Raw genomic sequence first — 14,070 nt, 5'->3', positions numbered from 1 at the left:
GCCATGGCTAAGCAACGCACCGAGGTGGCGGACATCGACCGCAGCCTCTACGACTTTTCATACGGCGACAGCACCGAGAAGCTCGAGGCGGGCCTGACGCCCGAGATCGTCCGCGAGATCTCGGAGAAGAAAGACGAGCCGGAGTGGATGCTCCAGCACCGCCTGAAGTCGCTGGAAATCTATAAGAGCATGCCCACGTCGGACTGGGGCCCCTCCATCGCCGGCCTTGACATGGACAACATCGTCACCTACGTCAAGCCCAACACCGACCAAAAGTCGGACTGGGACAGCCTGCCCGACGACGTGAAGAACACCTTCGACCGCCTGGGCATCCCCGAGGCCGAGCGCAGCTACCTGGCCGGCGTCGGCGCGCAGTACGACTCCGAGCTGGTCTACCACAACATGCAGGACACCGCTTCCCGCATGGGCATCGTGTACTCCGGCATCGAGGAGGCGCTGCACGACCCGCAGTGGGAGCCGCTCATCCGCGAGAAGTTCATGACGCTCATCCCGCCCACCGACCACAAGTTCGCCGCCCTGCACGGCGCGGTGTGGTCCGGCGGCAGCTTCGTGTACGTGCCGAAGGACACCAAGCTCGACTTCCCGCTGCAAAGCTACTTCCGCCTGAACGCGAAGGGCGCGGGCCAGTTCGAGCACACGCTCATCATCGTCGAAGACGGCGCCGACCTGCACTTCATCGAGGGCTGCAGCGCGCCGAAGTACAACGTGGCGAACCTGCACGCAGGCGCTGTGGAGCTGTTCGTCGGCAAGAACGCGCACCTGCGCTACTCGACCATCGAGAACTGGTCGAAGAACATGTACAACCTCAACACCAAGCGCTCCACGTGCGACGAGGGCGGCTCGATCGAGTGGGTGTCCGGCAGCTTCGGCAGCCATGTGGGCTACCTCTACCCCATGTCCATCCTGGCCGGCCGCAAATCCACGTGCACGTTCACGGGCATCACGTTCGCCGGCACGGGCCAGAACCTCGACACCGGCTGCAAGGTGGTGCTCGCCGCGCCGGAGACCTCGGCTTCCATCGAGACGAAGTCCATCTCCAAGGGCGGCGGCGTGTCCACGTTCCGCAGCAGCGTGGTCGCCACGCCGAAGGCCGAGAACTCCGCGTGCAGCGTGTCGTGCCAGAGCCTGATGCTTGACGACCACAGCCGCTCCGACACCATCCCGGCCATGGACATCCGCTGCAAGCACGTCGACATCGGGCACGAGGCCACCATCGGCCGCATCGGCGACGACAAGGTGTTCTACCTGATGAGCCGCGGTATCTCGGAGGAAGAGGCCCGCACGATGATCGTGAACGGCTTCGCCGACCCCGTTTCCAAGGAGCTGCCGCTCGAGTACGCCGTGGAAATGAACAACCTCATCAAGCTGGAAATGGAAGGGGCGATCGGATAATGGGCGCCGACGTTTTGAGCAACGTGAACGCGATGCCCGCGCCTACCTGGCATCGCCTTGATATGAACGAGACCGCCGTGGAGCTGCCCGAGGGCCTGTCCTTCGCAGCCCAGGCGGAAGTGGAGGCCGCCGCCGAGCTCATCGGCGAAGCGGGCGCATTCGACGCGGCCGTGGCCGCGCTGCAGGAGCGCGTCGATGCGGCCCGCGCCGCCGGCCCCGCCGACACGCGCGCCATCCTGAAGGCCGTCGACCCCGACGTGGACCCCGCCGACCTGGACATCCCCGCGCTTTCCACCTACGAGCACAAGGCCGTGCGCCAGGAGATGGCGAACAACGCGGCCGAGGCGTTCGAGTGCGGCATGGGCGAGCAGGCCACCGAGTGGCTGTCCCAGGCCGCCGGCAAGGCCGCCGCAACCGTGTTCGCGCCGGCCGCCGGCAAGCGCGGCCAGGCCACCGTGCGCATCGCCGGCGTCGACGGCGCCGCCAACGTGGCCGCCATCGACGTGGTGGCCCCCGCGGGCGCTGCGTTCGACCTGACCGTGTCGCTCGACTCCCCCGCAGCCGGCAGCGGCGTGGTGGGCGTGGTGCTGCGCGTGTTCGCCGGCGAGAACGCCCACGTCAACGTCACGTCCGTCCATACGCTCGACGAAACGTGGATGGCGCTCGACGACACGGGCATCATCTGCGACGAGGGCGCGTTCGTCACCGTCCGCCACCGCATGCTGGGCGCCGGCAAGTCCTACACGGGTCTGGCCACCGACCTGCGCGGCGACCTGTCGCGCGTGGACGTGGACACCCGCTACCTGGCCGCCGGCCAGGACGTGCGCGACTTCAACTACGTCGTGCGTCATCGCGGCAAGAAGACCCGCTGCAACATCGACGCCAACGGCGCGCTCATGGGCGAGTCGAAGAAGGTCCTGCGCGGCACCATCGACCTGGTGCGCGGCTGCAAGGGCGCCGAGGGCACCGAGCGCGAGACCGTGCTTCTGGTGGACGAGCGCGTGGACAACAAGACCATCCCCGTCATCCTGTGCGACGAGGACGACGTGGCCGGCAACCATGGCGCCACCATCGGCCACGTTGCCGCCGACCAGCTGTTCTACCTGAAGTGCCGCGGCCTTTCCCAGGAAGCCGCCGAGGGCCTGTTCGCCACGGCAACCCTGGAGGAAACGGCGCTTACCATCGAAGACGAAACCGTTCGCGCGGGCGTCGGCCGCCTGGCCGGCCGCCTGGGCATTCCCTATCAGGAGGTGGAAGGCTAGCTTATGTCAGCTTCCGCAAACAACGCAGAGCTCGATCGCACGGCATGCGCCGTGGCCGACGCGGCGCATGCCGCCCAGGCCTCGGCCACGGCCGGCGACGTCGTGTGCGCCGCAAACATCGCCGAGAACCCCTACAAGCGCGACTTCCCGCTGCTTGCCAACCATCCCGACCTGGTGTTTTTGGACAGCGCCGCCACCGCACAGCGCCCCGCCGCCGTCCTTGACGCGCAGCGCCGCTTCTACGAGGAGATGAACGCCAACGCCCTGCGCGGCCTGTACCGCCTGTCGGTCGAGGCCACCGAGGCCATCGAGATCGCCCGCCAGCGCGTGGCGAAGTTCATCGGCGCGCCCGACGCGCACGACATCGTGCTGACGCGCAACGCCTCCGAGTCGCTCAACATCGTGGCGAAGGCCTTCGCCCCCACCGTGCTTGAACCCGGCGACGAGGTGTGCATCACCATCATGGAGCACCACTCCAACCTCATCCCGTGGCAGCAGGCCTGCCGCGCGGCCGGGGCGAAGCTCGTCTACCTCTACCCCGACGAGAACGGCGTCATCACGCCCGAGGAGATGGACGCGAAGATCGGCCCGAAGACCAAGATCGTGTCCGTGGTGCACGTGTCCAACGTCCTTGGCGTGAAAAACCCCGTCGAGGAGCTGGGCCGCCGCGTGCACGCACAGGGCGGCTACCTGGTGGTCGACGGCGCGCAGTCCACGCCGCACATCCACGTGGACGTGCAGGCCATCGGCGCCGACTTCTTCGCCTTCTCCGCGCACAAGCTGTTCGGCCCGTTCGGCATGGGCGTGCTGTGGGGCCGCGACGAGCTGCTCAACGCCATGCCGCCGTTCCTCACGGGCGGCGAGATGATCGACTCGGTCACCGAGCAGGACGCCACCTGGGCGCCCGTGCCCGAGAAGTTCGAGGCCGGCACGCAGGACGCCGCCGGCATCTACGCCACCGCGGCGGCCATCGCCTACGTGGAGTCGGTGGGCCTCGACGTCATCGCCGCGCGCGAGCAGGCGCTCGTGCGCTACTGCATGGAGGAAATGGCGAAGCTGCCCTTCATCACCATCATCGGCAGTCCCGACCCCGACATGCACCACGGCGTCATCAGCTTCAACGTCGACGGCATCCACCCGCACGACGTGGCCAGCATCCTGGACATGGACCAGGTGGCCATCCGCGCCGGGCATCACTGCGCGCAGCCGCTGCTCACGTGGCTGGGCGTGGAGAACCTTGCCTGCTGCCGCGCCAGCCTGGCGTTCTACAACGACAAGAAGGACGTCGACGCCTTGATCGCGGGCCTCGGCAACGTTTGGAGGACCTTCAATGGCTAACATCTACACCGCCGCGCTCATGGAGCACAACGCGCATCCCGACTACAAGTACGACATGGAGGGCGCCACCGACGAGCACGAGGGCGTGAACCCTAGCTGCGGCGACGAGATGGTGCTGAAGCTGCGCATCGAGAACGGCGTCATCGAGGAGGCCGCGTTCACCGGCCACGGCTGCGCCGTCTCGCAGGCGTCCGCCGACATGATGGCCGACCTGGTCACCGGCGAGACCGTCGAGGAGGCGCGCCGTCTGTGCGGCCTGTTCATGAAGATGGTCAAGGGCGAGACGCTTTCCGACGAGGAGAAGGAAGACCTCGACGAGGCCGCCCAGCTGGAGAGCATCAGCCACATGCCCGCACGCGTGAAGTGCGCCGAGCTGGGCTGGCGCACCCTGTCCGAGATCATCGGGGAATAAGCTATATTCAGCTATATTCGTTGTTTTAAGCCTCTGACCTGCGACAGCAGGCAGGGGCTTCTTGTTATACGAACCTCTGGGCAGCCATCGGGGAGGAGACGCCCAGAAGATGGGATAAGAAGGTGGATATGAAAAGGGTTCAGGTGACCATAACGGTCCAGGTTATGCCTGGCGCTACGGGCGTGCGCGATGGCGGCTGAACAGGGGACGGAGGTGTGTTCACGGTCGATCCTCGCGTTTTGGGCAAAGCGTCGTGAACACACCTCCGTCCCCTGTTCACCGGGCGAATGCGTTCTCGCCGGTTCGGGAAAGAAGGTTTTCCGGCTTTCATGTCTCGGAACGCGAGTTTTCCGAATGTTAGACACCGCTCATTTCCTGGGACTGTAATGAACGCATGCGTTTCTGTAATAGACGATTGCATACGTTTGTCTCGACGACTTCCAGCACCCAGAACCGTCGTCTAACATTCGGAAAACTCGCGTTCTCGGCCATAATCCGGCGAAAAGCTTCCGTCTCATCCGCCGATCGCCCAGAGCCGGCGGCCCGCCTTTCAATCCCAAGCGCCTCGACCACCCAGAGCAGGCGACCCGACCTTCGATCCCGCGCCTCGGCCGCTCCGCCCTCGGAAGAGAAATCGAAATGCACCGCCCAAAGCATGCCTTTGAGTAGCGCAGAGGTGAACAAGAACCGAAGGCGTGCGATCGAGAACCTGCCCGCGGAAAGAAGAAGGGCGCAACCGGGAATCCGGGCCGCTCCCCCGTTTCTCATGCACAAGAAACGGGGGAGCGGCCCGGATTCCCCGCTGCGCCCTCTCGCCTGATATAGGCAGCGGCTTACAGCTCGATATGGCCGAACTTCGCGAGCAGCTCGCTTGCCGCGGTGCACGACGGGCAGTTGCAGTACTTCGCGCCCGCCTCCTTGCGCTTGAGCTGCTCGGCGAGCATCGCCGCGGCGGCCTCTTCGCCCATGAGCTGCTTGGCGGGGCCCTCGGCGAACGCGATCACGCCGTCGATGGTCGTGGGACGGCCCTCGAGCACGTCGAGCAGCTTGTCGGTGGCAGCCTTGACGGCCTCATCGCCGGCGTCCGCCGCAACGGCGGCCTTCCACGCCTCGGCAGCGTCTTTGGTGACCTGCGTGCTCGCATCGTTCGTCGCCAGGACCTCGGCGCGCTCGGCCACGTAATCGAACAGTTCCTTCTCCATAAGGCGACCCCTTTCTTCGACGTTGTTACCCTTCGTATCTTAGTGCGCGCACGCCGGGCCTTCGGCAGAAGGCGCGCAACGACAAACGCGCACCATCTTTCCGACACGGTTCGCGCTGATGGGAAGCCTTCGTTTCGCCCGCTTGGCTTTTGACGAAAAGCAAGCGAAAGCTCGCATTGCGGCGGCGCAGCGCGCCATCGGCGCGTAACACCTCCCGAACCCGGCAGGGCCAGCGCGGCATTCGGACCCCGCACACGGGAGCACGGCCGGCGCCTTCCCAAGCAGCCGCCACATGAACAGGGGACGGAGGTGTGTTCACGATACGTTGCCGAAAGCGCGAGGATCGATCCTGAACGCACCTCCGTCCCCTGTTCACGCAGAGCCGGCCTTCCCTCCCGCGTGTCCCGCATTCCCACACGCGGCGCGCAAGGGGATTGCCTGCCCTTTGCGAGCGCAGACCACATGCGCCGTAAGATGCTGCTAGTATGGGGAACGTTTTGATTGGATAGCGGATCACGGAGGATCGGAATGCTCGCATTGCACGTATTGGCCAGCGGAAGCTCGGGAAACGCCGCGGTGATCGAGAACACCGCCACCGGCGCCGGGGTGCTGATCGACTGCGGCATCTGCAAGCGCGACTTCCTCAACCGCTGCGACGAGGCCGGCTTCGACCCCGGCCGCATCCAGGCCATGTTCGTGACGCACGAGCACGGCGACCACGTGAATGGCCTCGGCGTGGTGCTGCGCGGGCTGGCGAAGATAGGCAACGTGCCGCCGGTGTTCGCGGCGGGCGCATGCACGGCGAACAGCAGCGCGCTGGCGAAGGTGGCCGAGGCGTTCGACGTCCGCGAGCTGACGGCGGCTTGCGCCCAGGCGGGCAGCCAAGGTATCGCGAACGCCACCCTCGAGGACGCCACCCCGCATGCGGCGGTTGCCCCCGCCGGGCAGGGTTTGACGGCGCGCGCTGCGGGCCCCGGCGCCGTCGAGGCCGCGGGCATGCGCATCATCCCCTTCGCCACCAGCCATGATGCCGCCGCATCGTTCGGCTTCCGCATCGAGGACGCCGCCGACGGCGATGCAATCGGCTACCTGACGGACTCCGGCATCATCACGGCGCAGGCACATGCGGCGCTGCGCGACGTGCGCATCCTGGCGCTCGAGAGCAACCACGACCCGAAGATGCTGGCTGCCGGGCCCTACCCGTACGTCATCAAGCAGCGCATCGCGTCGAACAGCGGGCACCTTTCCAACGACCAGGCAGCCGCCGAACTCGGCACGCTGGTTGCCGAATCGCGCACCGCGGGCCTGCGCCTGCCGCAAACGGTGGTGGCCATGCACGTGTCACAGAACAACAACGACTACAGCCTGGCCAGGCGCACGCTCGAAGCGGCGCTCCGCGAAGCCGGCTGCTACGCGGAAACCCTCTGCGGCTACCAAGCCCGCCTCACCACCGCCCGCTAACAATCGCCCGACGCCTCGGGCACTTTGAGGATGTAGCGTTAACTGTCCAGATCCCCCAGATGCGAAATGCCGAAACCAAGCGTTGACCGAGGGCGCTTCGCACCTGCTCGATTCGGACACCTAGTGCTACGTCCCCGAAGCGTCATCGTGACCCAGCCGCTTCCGTGCAGCAACGCAAACCGCCGCTTCCCCCTCACCACCGCCCGCTAAAACGCAAAAGGCGGCGCGCCCCGAAGGGCGCACCGCCTAACCAGCAGTCCCTGCTTCACGCGCCGCGAACCCCTTGAGCGAAAACACCCGCCGCAGGCCCATCAATCACGCTTGCCACCTCAGCAATGCCAACGCATAGTCGAGCAGGCGAACGAAATAGCCCTCCGGCTGCGACACCGCCACCTTCTCGCGAAGACGGGGCACCCAGACAAGCGGATGCTCGCGAACGAACGACGCGATCTCCTCCGCATCCGGTGCGGCCGCATCGCAGGCAGCGGCGCCGGAGGGCTCTTCCGATGCCCGGCGGCAAAGCTCGGACAGGTACAGCAACTCGATGCCCGCGTGGTCTTCGTACTGGTTGTTCTCGTTGCACAGCTCCAGGCCGAGGGCGCGCAACCGCTCCCGCATGGCAAACGTCGCCTCGCCGAAACCGACATGCGACTCAACGGGGCCGTTTGCCGACTCCCAAGGCGCGGCCGCCGGCTTCGGAGGGCCGACGAACAGCTTCGTGAACTCGACGGATACACGCTGCACAACCTCGGAGCGGCCGGCATCGGCGGACGCACGCTCAGCCCAAGATGCCAACGACTCGGCCGGATCGGCCAGCGCGCCATCGAGCAAGCCGCCCAGATCGCGCCAGAACGCCGGATCCAAGCCGACCGATTCCGTACGGCTCATCGGCGACAGCAGGCTATTGCCCAAGAACGCGTACAGCTGGGACGCGACCGTCCATTCCTCGCACGTCATCGAACGCATTTCCCGTCCTTTCAAACCAAACGACCCTTTGCCCAACAGAGAGGCACCGCCCGCGGCGCCCCGGGATAGGGCGCCGCGCAACATGGCCTTATGCCTTCGCAACCAGCTTCTTCGACAGAAGCGCGATGCCCAGGATGCAGAAGCTCACCACCGCCGCCACCACGGCGAACTCGACCGGCTGGGGCATGTACGACCCGGCAAGCGCCCACATGTCGAACCCGTCGGCACCGCGTGCCGCGGTCGATCCGGACGAGATGCCCGGCGCGCCGTACACGTTCGTGACCGTGAAGCTGGTGAACAGCAGCCACACGCGCTTGCAGAACACGCCGCACATCACCAGCGCGCTGGCCGCGACCACCACGCCCGTGCGCTCGCGGCGCTTAGCGGACGCCAGCAGCACGAACGGGATCAGCAGGCCGCCCAGGATCTCGAACCAGAAAAACGGTGCGGTCGCGCCCGAGGTCATGATGCCGAGCACATGGGATGCGCCCTCGGTGCCCGGATACGCCGTGGTCAGAAGCTCGCAGCCAATGAAGAACGCATCCACCGCGATGAACGTCGCCAGCAGACGCGCCAGGTTCGCGAACAGATCGCGGCCGCAATCGAACACGCCCGCCTTGCGCACCGCCGCCAGAACCACCATCAGAAGCGCCAAGCCCGAGTCGCAGGCGGACGCCACGAAGATGGGGGCCATGATGGCCGAGTACCAGCCCTCCTTGGCGATCTCCAGGCCGAAGATCCACGCCGTCACGCTGTGCACCAGGATGGCGACCGGCAGCGCCACATACGACAGCATCTTCACCTTACGCTCATCGCCGCGACGCAGCCAGATGATGTCCAGCACGTTGATGACCAGGTACGTCGTGATGACGCACATGTCCCACGCCAGCGGGCTGGTGAAGTTCAAGTGGATGAACATGTTCCAGATGCGCTGGATGCCGCCCAGGTCGATCAGGATGAACGCGCCTGCGCACAGGATGCACACCGTGGAGGTGATGACCGCGGGCATGGACACGCGCTTGAACGACTCGATGCCGAACACGTGCGCCGAGCTGGCCACGATCAGGCCGCCGGCGGACAGGCCGACGAAGAACATGAAGCACGTGATGTACAGGCCCCACGACACGCCGTTGGACATGCCCGTCACGCACAGGCCCTGCGTCAGCTGGAACACGTAGGCGCAGAAGCCGATCACCATGATCGCCGCCAGAACGCCGACGCCGATCTTAGACTGAGCCGAAAGTTTCATAACGGCACCCCTTTACTCGTCGAAGTAGAAGACTTGGGGCTTCGTGCCCTTCTCTTCCAGCAGAATATGCACATCCTTGCCCTTCGTGGCGCGCAGCTGCGCCAGCTCCGAGTTCGGGTCGTCCAGATCGCCGAACACGCGGGCGTGCGTCGGGCAGCACACCACGCACATCGGCTCCTCGCCGGCATCGGTGCGCTCCTTGCACAGCGTGCACTTCTCCATCACGCCGCGGGTGCGCACGGGCACGCGCGCGTCGCCCCAGTTGAAATCGCCGTCGCGCTGAGGGTCTTCCCAGTTGAACACGCGGGCGTTGAAGGGGCAGGCGGCCATGCACATGCGGCAGCCGATGCAACGGTCGTAATCGATCTCCACGCGGCCCTGCTCGTCTTTGTACGTGGCGCCCGTCGGGCACACCTTCAGGCAGGCCGGGTTCTCGCAGTGCTGACACGCCAGAGGCACATAGGTGCGGCTCAGGTTGGGGTACTCGCCCACGGCGCCGTCGATGGCGTCGCAGCCCTCGGTGATCACACGGTTCCACAGCATGCCGTCGGGCACGTTGTTCTGCATTTTGCAAGCGTTTGCGCAGGTATGACAGCCGATGCAGCGATCAAGGTTGATACCGATTGCAAGTTTCGTCATGGCATATCACCTACGCTTTCTTCACTTCGACAAGGGTGTCGTTGAACGGGATGGGCGCGCCGGTGGGCAGGTACTCATCGCGCGGGTTCACGTGGTCGTTCGTGACGTTTTGCGTGTTCCCCTCCTCGATGTACTTGCTCCAGCCCGCTTCCCAGGTGCGGCAGGAGCCGGGACGCACGGCGTTGTTCGCGCGCGCCACGCACTTGAACGAGCCGCGGTCGTTGAACGCCTCCACCACGTCCTTGTCGGCGATGCCGCGCGAGGCCATGTCGGCCGGGTTCAGCTCCAGCGTGGGTTTGGCGAACTGCTGCACCCACTTCGCCGCCTTGAAGTGCGAGTGGTTGGAGAAACGGGTGCGCGTCTGCGTGAACTGCAGCGGATACTTCTCCGCCAGCGGGTTGCCGGCGTACGCCTCGTTGTTCTCCTCCCAGTTCGGCCATGCCTGCTCGCAAGGCTTCCAGGCCTCGTAGTACGGCTCCATGCGCGTGGTGGGGGTTTCGAACTTCAGGTCGGTGTAGGCGCGGCGAGGCTCGTCGACGTCGGCCATCTTCATGCTGCCGTGGTTCTTCTCGAGCTCTGCCAGCGTGATGCCCTGCTCGGCAAGGTCCTCGGAATGCTCGATCTGGTAGCGCACCAGCTCCTCCGCGGTCTTGGGCAGATACTCGCCCACGCCCATCTCGTCGGCGATCAGGCGCATGACGTCGAAGTCGGGCTTGCTCTCGAACAGCGGGTCGATGCACTTCGTCTGCAGGTTCACATGGTTGTAGTCGCTGCGCACGATCGAGTGCTCGACGGTGTCCTCGAACTTGCTGCACACCGGCAGCACGATGTCGGCGTACTTCACCGTGTCCTCGTAGTACATGCCGATGTGGACGATGAAGTCCAGCGAATCGATCCATCCGCGCGTCTTGTTCATATTCGCCCAGTACTGCTGGAACGTGTTGCCCAGCGAGATGATCACATGCACGCCGCCGTCGCGATCGGGGAAGCGGTCGGAGCGGACGTCCAGCTCAGCGGGCTTGAACTGCTCGGGAAGCTCCCATTCGCCCAGCGACACGCTGTAACCGCCGCCGCCGATGCCATGGCCGATACCGCAGCCGGGCTTGCCGATATTGCCCGTGAGCGACACCAGCACCATGCCGGCGTGGCCGATGATGTCGGGGTTGGAGTACTTGTCGGAGCCGCCCTGGCCGAACGCCAGGTACGCCGGACCGCCCGTGGCGTACTTGCGCGCCACTTCGGCGATCGTATCAGCGCTCGCGCCGCAAACGCCCTCGGCCCACTCGCACGTGTACGGACGCTGATTGCGCTTGAGGCTTTCGAACACGGTGATGACCTTCTTGCCATCCACGTCGAACGAGCCCTCGAGCGCAGCGGTGGCGACGGCCTCGGCATACGGGACCGCCGCGCCCTTGGCGGCGTCCCACACCATGAAGTCGCCGGGGTCGACCGGCTCGCCGGTCTCCTCGTCGGTTCCCCAAGCCGCGCCCGTGCGCAGCAGCTTGCCCGTGGCCTCGTCCATGAGGAACGGGAACGACGTGTGCTCGCGCATATAAGCTTCGTTATAGAGCTTGTTGTCCAGGATGTAGCTGACCATGCCCAGGTAGAACGCCGCGTCGGTGCCCGGGATCACGGGGATCCACTTGCTGGCCTTGCCGGCCGTGGTGGAGAAGTGCGGGTCGAGCACGATGATCTCGCAACCGGCCTTCTTCGCATCCAGGAACGTATTGGCCTGCATCATGGAGCTTTCCAGCAGGTTGGTGCCGGAGACCACGAGCGTCTTGGTGTTCACCCAGTCGCGCGTCTCGTTCGTGCCGCCGCCGAACACATCGCCGCCGATGGCCGGCGCGGAACCGTTGCCCGTGCCGCGGTCGATGCCGGGCTCGACGCCGGTGGCGCAGCCCAGAAGCGCCGGCAGGAAGCCGAAGCGCGGCTCGTTGGAAGCGGACATGTACACGGACTGCTTGCCGTACTTGCCCCAGGCCTTCCTCAGCTCGTCGCCCACCGTCTTGATAGCCTCGTCCCAGCTGATCACCTCGAACGAACCTTCGCCGCGCGCGCCGACGCGGCGCATGGGCGACTGCAGGCGCTCATCGCTGTAGACGTGCTGGATCTCGGAAATGCCCTTCACGCATACGTGGCGGTAGTACGGGTCGACCGTGTCGTTGGGCTGGATCATGGCCAAACGGCCGTCGCGCACCGTGCATTTGAGCGAGCAACGCCCCGTGCACATGAACTGGTGCAGCGTGTATACGGTCTTCTCATCGGCAGCCTGCTGCGTGGCGGCGCCCAGCCAGGCGTCGCAGCCGGTCATGGAACCGGCGGCAGCCAAGCCCGTCGCTCCCGCAACGCCGACCTTGAGAAAATCCCTACGGGTCAAACCGCGGCTTGCGCTTTGCGTTCCCGTCATCTCTCCTCCTCGGTTATCTCTCCGAAAGCATCGACCCCGCGCCGCGCGCCTCCGCCCGTTTGCAACCGCGCGAAAGAAACGGCCCGAGATCAAGCTCCCCCATTCGTGCATACCATGGATGGCCAACCTCTCGAGCCGTATATTACTCTTATGTTGAACTAGTTCAATAGTTCAATGGTTATATTTTGTAAAGAATATCTTCTACCTGGGGAAACGCTTGCGCGCTGCTTGCTGTGACACTTGGGTTTCCGACTTGTTTGCCTTTTGAACCCGTCGAATCAGCTGCCGCACCACGCACCAGCCCGGAGCACTTCCCGGCTACTTCGCCATATCCTTGCCCAGGTCGACGAAACCGTCCGCCAGGCTGCTGGGCGCAAGGAGGACGCCCTTGCCATCGCGGGCGCTTTCATAGGAAAGGTTCATGGCGCGCAGCTGCATGGCGCCCGGCTCCTCGTTGTACACGCGCGCCGCCTCCACATACATCTCGGAGATGTCGCGCTCGACGTCGGCCAGCAGCACGCGGGCGTCGCGCTCGCGCTCGGCTTGGGCCTCTCGCGCCAACGAGTCCTGCAGCTCCTTCGGGATCTTGATGTTGCGGATCTCCACGGAGATGACGCTGATGCCCCACTCCTCACACTTTTCGGCCATGAACTCCTGCAACTCGTGATCGAGCTGGCGACGGCGAACGGAAAGCTCGGCCAACGTGACCTGGCCGATGGCGTCGCGCACCGCCGTCTGCGCCGCACGGCGCACGGCCTGCGGGAAGTTCGCCACCTCGAGACACGCCTTCTCGGAGTCGTAGACCATCCAGAACAGGATGGCATCGACGTCCACGCTGACCAGGTCGGACGTCAGCGCCTGCTCGGCATAGAATGCCGTGGTGATGGTTCGGCGGTCGATATGCATCGCCACGGAGTCCACGAACGGCACGACCACGTACACGCCCGGGCCCGCGATCTTGCGGAACCTGCCGAAGCGCAGCAGCGCCACATGCTCCCATTGCGCCGCCACGCGCACCGTCGACGCGAGCAACAGCCCCGCCGCCGCCGAGCCGAGCACGGTGAACACGCTCAGCCACGGTGACGTGAGGGCGAAAACGGCGGCAAAGCCCACCGCGAACATGAGCAGGGCGAAGCTGTACACACCGACGCGGCTTGCGTCCTTTTCGGTGATGATGTTGTCGGGGGACTCGTGCGACACGTTGGCGAACGCGACGTCCGCCTGCTCGCTTCCACGATGCCCGCGCCGCGGTCCGAACCTTCTCATACGAACATCCCCCCTGCACGCTTCGCCACCGCCGCGGCTGCATCCGTCTCGGACAGCCCCAGCTCCTTGCATTGCTCCAGGAATTTATCGATCAGCATATCCACCGCAGCTTTCGCGTCTTGCGCTTCGTAGCCGCTTGAATTGATCTCGGCCACGAACGTGCCCTTGCCGCGGCGCGTGATGACGTAGCCGTCCTTCTCGATGTCGCGATACACCTTGCTGACCGTGTTGTAGTTCACCTTCAGCGACGAGGACAGGTCGCGCACCGTCGGCAGCTTCATGCCGGGCGGGAACGTTCCCGACACCACCAAGTACACCAGCCTGTTGCGCAGCTGCATCCAAATGGGGATACCGCTGTCCTCGTCGATGGTGATGAGATCCTTATCGGCGACCAACGCGGATTCGCCGGTTTGCCTTGTGTTGGAGATCGCCGTCATGGCCTGCCCCGTTTC

The 14,070-nt window shown here is 65.3% G+C and carries 12 protein-coding genes; 5 read left to right on the top strand and 7 right to left on the bottom strand.

Translation table 11 applies throughout. The features are described 5' to 3' along the window. Positions 1-3 precede the first annotated feature (3 nt). From sufB to sufU, 4 genes are read left to right on the top strand one after another with little or no spacing between them, the layout of a single operon-like run. A complete protein-coding gene (gene sufB, locus Q0D52_RS07860; RefSeq protein WP_294381698.1) occupies positions 4-1,413 on the top strand; it encodes a Fe-S cluster assembly protein SufB in 1,410 nt (469 codons plus the stop codon). Further along, positions 1,413-2,675 (top strand): SufD family Fe-S cluster assembly protein, encoded by a 1,263-nt coding sequence (locus Q0D52_RS07855; protein WP_294381695.1) that lies wholly within the window; start codon positions 1,413-1,415, stop codon positions 2,673-2,675. The genes sufB and Q0D52_RS07855 overlap by 1 nt, the downstream gene beginning before the upstream one ends. 3 nt (positions 2,676-2,678) lie before the next feature. Beyond that, positions 2,679-4,013 (top strand): SufS family cysteine desulfurase, encoded by a 1,335-nt coding sequence (locus tag Q0D52_RS07850; RefSeq protein ID WP_294381690.1) that lies wholly within the window; start codon positions 2,679-2,681, stop codon positions 4,011-4,013. Beyond that, positions 4,006-4,425 (top strand): Fe-S cluster assembly sulfur transfer protein SufU, encoded by a 420-nt coding sequence (sufU, locus tag Q0D52_RS07845; protein ID WP_294381687.1) that lies wholly within the window; start codon positions 4,006-4,008, stop codon positions 4,423-4,425. The genes Q0D52_RS07850 and sufU overlap by 8 nt, the downstream gene beginning before the upstream one ends. Before the next feature lie 833 nt (positions 4,426-5,258). Here sufU and Q0D52_RS07840 read toward each other — a convergent pair. Continuing rightward, positions 5,259-5,627, bottom strand: a complete 369-nt coding sequence (locus tag Q0D52_RS07840; RefSeq protein ID WP_294381684.1) for a 3-hydroxyisobutyrate dehydrogenase — start codon at positions 5,625-5,627, stop codon at positions 5,259-5,261. Positions 5,628-6,155: 528 nt separating this feature from the next. On the opposite strand from Q0D52_RS07840, the gene Q0D52_RS07835 reads away from it, so the two are divergent. Next, positions 6,156-7,088 carry an MBL fold metallo-hydrolase gene (locus tag Q0D52_RS07835; RefSeq protein WP_294381681.1) on the top strand — a complete coding sequence of 311 codons (933 nt, stop codon included), beginning with the start codon at positions 6,156-6,158 and terminating at the stop codon, positions 7,086-7,088. A gap of 315 nt (positions 7,089-7,403) precedes the next feature. Here the strand turns inward: Q0D52_RS07835 and Q0D52_RS07830 are convergent, their stop codons facing one another. The 6 genes from Q0D52_RS07830 to Q0D52_RS07805 all read right to left on the bottom strand — a co-directional run bounded on the left by Q0D52_RS07830 (position 7,404) and on the right by Q0D52_RS07805 (position 14,055). Further along, the gene (locus Q0D52_RS07830) at positions 7,404-8,054 is read right to left on the bottom strand and encodes a molecular chaperone (RefSeq protein ID WP_294381678.1); all 651 of its coding nucleotides are present in this window, start codon (positions 8,052-8,054) and stop codon (positions 7,404-7,406) included. Positions 8,055-8,142: 88 nt separating this feature from the next. Further along, positions 8,143-9,303: an NrfD/PsrC family molybdoenzyme membrane anchor subunit gene (nrfD, locus tag Q0D52_RS07825; RefSeq protein WP_294381675.1), complete on the bottom strand. Its 1,161-nt coding sequence runs from the start codon at positions 9,301-9,303 to the stop codon at positions 8,143-8,145. A gap of 12 nt (positions 9,304-9,315) precedes the next feature. Beyond that, positions 9,316-9,942, bottom strand: coding sequence for a 4Fe-4S dicluster domain-containing protein (locus tag Q0D52_RS07820; RefSeq protein ID WP_294381672.1), 627 nt, complete (start codon positions 9,940-9,942; stop codon positions 9,316-9,318). A 10-nt stretch (positions 9,943-9,952) separates the two neighbouring features. Then, on the bottom strand, positions 9,953-12,352 hold the full coding sequence (locus Q0D52_RS07815; protein WP_294381670.1) for a molybdopterin-dependent oxidoreductase: 2,400 nt from the start codon (positions 12,350-12,352) through the stop codon (positions 9,953-9,955). Between the two features lie 318 nt (positions 12,353-12,670). Further along, a complete protein-coding gene (locus Q0D52_RS07810) occupies positions 12,671-13,618 on the bottom strand; it encodes a slipin family protein (protein WP_294362939.1) in 948 nt (315 codons plus the stop codon). After that, the gene (locus tag Q0D52_RS07805) at positions 13,615-14,055 is read right to left on the bottom strand and encodes a GntR family transcriptional regulator (RefSeq protein ID WP_294381668.1); all 441 of its coding nucleotides are present in this window, start codon (positions 14,053-14,055) and stop codon (positions 13,615-13,617) included. The genes Q0D52_RS07810 and Q0D52_RS07805 overlap by 4 nt, the downstream gene beginning before the upstream one ends. Positions 14,056-14,070 lie beyond the last annotated feature (15 nt).

Origin of the sequence: uncultured Senegalimassilia sp., assembly GCF_934630535.1 — a bacterium.
In the GTDB taxonomy this organism is placed as follows: domain Bacteria; phylum Actinomycetota; class Coriobacteriia; order Coriobacteriales; family Eggerthellaceae; genus Senegalimassilia.
This window is presented reverse-complemented; position numbering and strand designations above follow the sequence as displayed.

Excerpts from the sequence above, each read along its gene's own strand:
- Q0D52_RS07810 (WP_294362939.1), bottom strand. The coding sequence starts at position 13,618 with ATGAGAAGGTTCGGACCGCGGCGCGGGCATCGTGGAAGCGAGCAGGCG.
- Q0D52_RS07855 (WP_294381695.1), top strand. The coding sequence starts at position 1,413 with ATGGGCGCCGACGTTTTGAGCAACGTGAACGCGATGCCCGCGCCTACC.
- sufU (WP_294381687.1), top strand. The coding sequence starts at position 4,006 with ATGGCTAACATCTACACCGCCGCGCTCATGGAGCACAACGCGCATCCC.
- Q0D52_RS07835 (WP_294381681.1), top strand. The coding sequence starts at position 6,156 with ATGCTCGCATTGCACGTATTGGCCAGCGGAAGCTCGGGAAACGCCGCG.
- Q0D52_RS07840 (WP_294381684.1), bottom strand. The coding sequence starts at position 5,627 with ATGGAGAAGGAACTGTTCGATTACGTGGCCGAGCGCGCCGAGGTCCTG.
- Q0D52_RS07820 (WP_294381672.1), bottom strand. The coding sequence starts at position 9,942 with ATGACGAAACTTGCAATCGGTATCAACCTTGATCGCTGCATCGGCTGT.
- sufB (WP_294381698.1), top strand. The coding sequence starts at position 4 with ATGGCTAAGCAACGCACCGAGGTGGCGGACATCGACCGCAGCCTCTAC.
- Q0D52_RS07815 (WP_294381670.1), bottom strand. The coding sequence starts at position 12,352 with ATGACGGGAACGCAAAGCGCAAGCCGCGGTTTGACCCGTAGGGATTTT.
- Q0D52_RS07830 (WP_294381678.1), bottom strand. The coding sequence starts at position 8,054 with ATGCGTTCGATGACGTGCGAGGAATGGACGGTCGCGTCCCAGCTGTAC.
- nrfD (WP_294381675.1), bottom strand. The coding sequence starts at position 9,303 with ATGAAACTTTCGGCTCAGTCTAAGATCGGCGTCGGCGTTCTGGCGGCG.
- Q0D52_RS07850 (WP_294381690.1), top strand. The coding sequence starts at position 2,679 with ATGTCAGCTTCCGCAAACAACGCAGAGCTCGATCGCACGGCATGCGCC.
- Q0D52_RS07805 (WP_294381668.1), bottom strand. The coding sequence starts at position 14,055 with ATGACGGCGATCTCCAACACAAGGCAAACCGGCGAATCCGCGTTGGTC.